This is a genomic window from Micromonospora sp. NPDC049047, assembly GCF_040649135.1.
Classification (GTDB): domain Bacteria; phylum Actinomycetota; class Actinomycetes; order Mycobacteriales; family Micromonosporaceae; genus Micromonospora.
Genome location: NZ_JBEZEY010000051.1, coordinates 1 through 3,021 on the forward strand (window position 1 = coordinate 1; position 3,021 = coordinate 3,021).

The following is a 3,021-nucleotide window of genomic DNA, read 5'->3' on the forward strand; positions in this document are numbered from 1 at the left end:
CCAGCGGGAAAGCTACTGGCTGCGCGACAGTGGCGGCGGTGCCGACTTGACCGGCGCCGGGTTGACCGCCGCAGACCACCCGCTGCTGGGCGCGGCGGTGCCGCTGCCCGATACGGGCGGCTATCTGTTCACCGGGCGCCTGTCCGTGGCCCGGCAGCCCTGGCTCGCCGACCACGTCGTCGGCGACGCGATCCTCCTGCCCGGCACCGCCTTCGCCGAACTGACCCAGCACATCGGTGACCAGGTCGGCTGCCCCGCCGTCGACGAGCTGACCATCGAGGCGCCACTCGTGATCCCGGCCGGGTCCGGGGTCCGCGTCCAGGTGAGCGTCGGCGCGGTGGACGAGGCAGGCCGCCGCGAGTTGGCCGTCCGCTCGTGCCGCGAGGACGGCGAGACCTGGACCCGCCACGCGGCCGGGCAGCTGTCCGGCACGCCGGTCACCGCTCGGCAGGCACCCGCGCAGTGGCCACCCGCGACGGCGGTCGAAGTGCCCGTCGACCACCTCTACCCCCGCCTGGCCGAGGCCGGGCTGCGCTACGGTCCCGTCTTCCAGGGCCTGCGCCGTGTGTGGCGATCCGACTCCGACGTGTACGCCGAGGTGGCCCTGCCCGCATCGGCGGCCGGTGAGGCAGCCCGCTACGGCATGCACCCGGCCCTGCTCGACGCGGCCCTGCACGCGAGCGGCCTCGGCGCGCTCGCCGACGCCCCTGAGGCAGTCCGGCTGCCGTTCGCTGTCAGCGGCCTGACGCTCACCGCTACCGGCGCCGACCGGTTGCGGGTCCACCTCGCGCCGGCCGGACCCGACACGATCACGGTGTCCGCGTACGACACCAACGGGCAGCCCGTGCTGCGGATCGAGGCGCTGACCCTGCGGCCGCTGCCCGCCCCGGGTGCCGCGCTGGTGGCCGCCGACGGTCTCTTCCATACCGTCTGGGAATCGGCGACCCTCGACGTCACAGCCGACGCAGACGTGCACCTGGTCGACCTCACCGAAACCGAGCCCGCCGACGGGGCGGCCGAGCGGGCGCACGCGCTCACACGCCGTGCGCTGGGTCTTGTCCGCACCTGGCTAGCCGAGGACCGTGACCCCCGGCTCGTCCTGGTCACCCGCGACGCCGTCGACACCGCGACCGTGGACCCCGCAGCTGCCGCCGTGTGGGGCCTGGTCCGGTCGGCGCAGACGGAGAACCCTGGCCGGTTCGCCCTGGCCGATGTGGACGGCCCGCTCACCGGCGAGGTGAGCAGGCTGGTAACCGCAGGGGTGGCGGCAGGGGAGGGGCAGTTCACGCTCCGGGCCGGGCGGATGCGTGTACCCGTGCTGCTGCCGCTGGCCACCGACCCGCACCGGGAGGTGCCGCTCGACCCGCACGGCACCGTCCTGATCACCGGCGGGGCCGGCGCGCTCGGCAGCCTGGTCGCCCGGCACCTGGTCGCCGCGTACGGCCTGTGCCATCTGCTGCTGGTCGGCCGCCGCGCCGACGCCCCCGCCGACGTGCTCGCCGAGCTGGCCGCACACGGCGCCCAGCCCATCTACGCCGCGTGCGACACCGCCGACCGAGCCGCGCTCGCGGCGCTGCTCAAGGCGATCCCGGCCGACCGCCCGCTCACCGCGGTGATCCATGCCGCCGGGGTGACCGAGGACGGCGTCGCCGCCGCGCTCACCGACGACCAGCTCACCCGCGTGCTCCGCCCCAAGGCCGACGCGGCCGTGCACCTCGATGAGCTGACCCGTGACCATGATTTGGCCGCGTTCGTTCTCTTCTCCTCGATCGCCGGGGTCGTCGGCGCCGCCGGGCAAGCCAACTACGCGGCGGCCAACGCGTTCCTCGACGCCCTTGCCGCCACCCGTGCCGCCACCGGTGCACCCGCGACCTCCATCTCGTGGGGAGTATGGGCCCGGAGCAGCACCCTCACCGCCGCCCTGGACACCGCTGATCGCCACCGGATGAGCCGCTCCGGCATGCGCCCCCTCGACGACGCCGACGGGCTCGCGCTGTTCGACGCCGCGCTGCAGACCGGCGCGTCCGCCCCGACCGCCGCCCGCTTCGACCGGGCCGCCCTGCGCGCCCGCGCCCGCGCTGGGGACCTCACCCCCGTCCTGCGGCGGCTCACCCCGACCACAGCCCGGCGCAGCGCCACCGCCGGTGTGGACGGCACGCTGGCCGCCCGCCTCGCGGAGCTCACCCCGGACCAGCGCACCCGGCACCTCACCGACCTCGTCGCGGCCGAGGCTGCCACAGTGCTCGGCTACGCCGACGCGGCGGAGGTCGTCGCCGACCGCGCCTTCCAGGACCTGGGGTTCGACTCGCTCACCGCAGTCGAATTGCGCAACCGCCTCAACACGGTGACCGGGCTGCGGCTGCCGGCGACCCTCGTCTTCGACCACCCCAGCCCGGCCGCGGTTGTCCGGCACCTGCTCGGCGAACTCGGTGGCGAACAGCGCGCCGCCGTCGCGGTGCGCCGGACCGCCGACCTCGATGAGCCGATCGCCATCGTGGGTATGAGCTGCCGCTATCCGGGTGGCGTCAACTCGCCGGAGGATCTGTGGCGGCTCGTGGCCACCGGCGGCGACGCGATCACCGGCTTCCCCGCCGGGCGAGGCTGGGACGTCGAGCGGCTCTACGACCCGGACCCCGACGCCGTCGGCCGCACGTACGCCCGCGAGGGCGGGTTCCTGCACGACGCAGGGCGCTTCGACGCCGAGTTCTTCGGGATCAGCCGGCGTGAGGCGCTGGCGATGGACCCGCAGCAGCGCCTGCTGCTCGAGGTGTCATGGGAGGCGTTCGAGCGGGCGGGGATCGACCCGGCGTCGGTACGCGGCACGGCCACCGGCGTCTACGCCGGAATGATGTACCACGACTACGGCACCCGGGTCGTGGCCACTGCGGGCGAGTACGAGGGCTACCTGGGCAGCGGCAGCGCCGGCTCCGTCGCGTCGGGTCGGGTGTCGTACGTGTTCGGGTTGGAGGGTCCGGCGGTCACGGTTGATACGGCGTGTTCGTCGTCGTTGGTGGCGATGCA

At 74.8% G+C, this 3,021-nt stretch carries 1 protein-coding gene; it reads left to right on the forward strand.

What is annotated here, in order from left to right; translation table 11 throughout:
• Positions 1-3,021: SDR family NAD(P)-dependent oxidoreductase (locus AB0B86_RS33445; RefSeq protein WP_357413788.1), on the forward strand; the 3,021-nt coding region annotated here is incomplete at both ends.